The following is a 213-nucleotide window of genomic DNA, read 5'->3' as shown; positions in this document are numbered from 1 at the left end:
TTTGCAAACAAGTGTTACAAATAATACAGATGCAATTTCTGAGAATGAAGCAGCAATTGGAGTATTAGAAACGAGTGTAGAAACGAATACTTCAGCTATTTCAGAAAACACAGCTGCTATTACAACAAATGCTGAAAACATTTCAGATAATGCAGATGCAATTGCTGATAAGGAAGATGCATCGAATAAGTCAACCGATGGTACTTTATCAGA

General features: G+C 34.7%; 1 protein-coding gene. It reads left to right on the top strand.

Annotation, left to right across the window (positions count from 1 at the left end; all coding sequences use genetic code 11):
• The coding region (locus JMA43_RS14050; protein ID WP_342157333.1) for a hypothetical protein at positions 1-213 on the top strand (213 nt) is incomplete at both ends.

Origin of the sequence: Joostella sp. CR20 (assembly GCF_038433465.1) — a bacterium.
GTDB lineage: Bacteria > Bacteroidota > Bacteroidia > Flavobacteriales > Flavobacteriaceae > Galbibacter.
The sequence above is the reverse complement of the archived record's forward strand: the minus strand, read 5'-3'. Positions and strand labels throughout refer to the sequence as shown.